We start from the raw sequence: 422 nt of genomic DNA on the forward strand, positions 1-422 counted from the left end.
CGACGAGGTAGATAGGCTGGGGGTGGAAGTGCAGCAATGCATGGAGCTGACCAGTACTAATCGGTCGAGGGCTTATCCTACAATTAAATTGCAAAGATTGTTTCGTATCTAGTTTTCAGGGAGCAAAACCTTGAGGGAAACCTAAACGCTTGTTTCTTGATTCACACTTCGGTGTTGAACCCAAGCAAACGCGAAGAGCGAATGGATTTTCCGAAGATTTTAAGCTGCATGTCCTTTCTAAGGACTGATATTTTGCTGGTGAGTATTCACTGAAGATATCACAGCGCAAAAATCACGTTTGGTGGCGATAGCGGAGGGGTTCCACACGTACCCATCCCGAACACGACCGTTAAGCCCTCCAGCGCCGATGGTACTTGGACCGCAGGGTCCTGGGAGAGTAGGACGCCGCCAAGCGAAAACCC

Annotated in this window: 2 rRNA genes; both read left to right on the plus strand. The window is 49.5% G+C overall.

From position 1 onward, the window contains the following. Positions 1–80: ribosomal RNA gene (locus KJS58_RS24955) — 23S ribosomal RNA — on the plus strand; the annotation flags it as partial. Between the two features lie 217 nt (positions 81–297). Continuing rightward, positions 298–414 (plus strand): 5S ribosomal RNA (rrf, locus tag KJS58_RS24960). Positions 415–422: the final 8 nt, after the last annotated feature.

The sequence above is a fragment of the Paenibacillus sp. J45TS6 genome (assembly GCF_018403285.1).
Taxonomy (GTDB): Bacteria; Bacillota; Bacilli; order Paenibacillales; family Paenibacillaceae; genus Paenibacillus.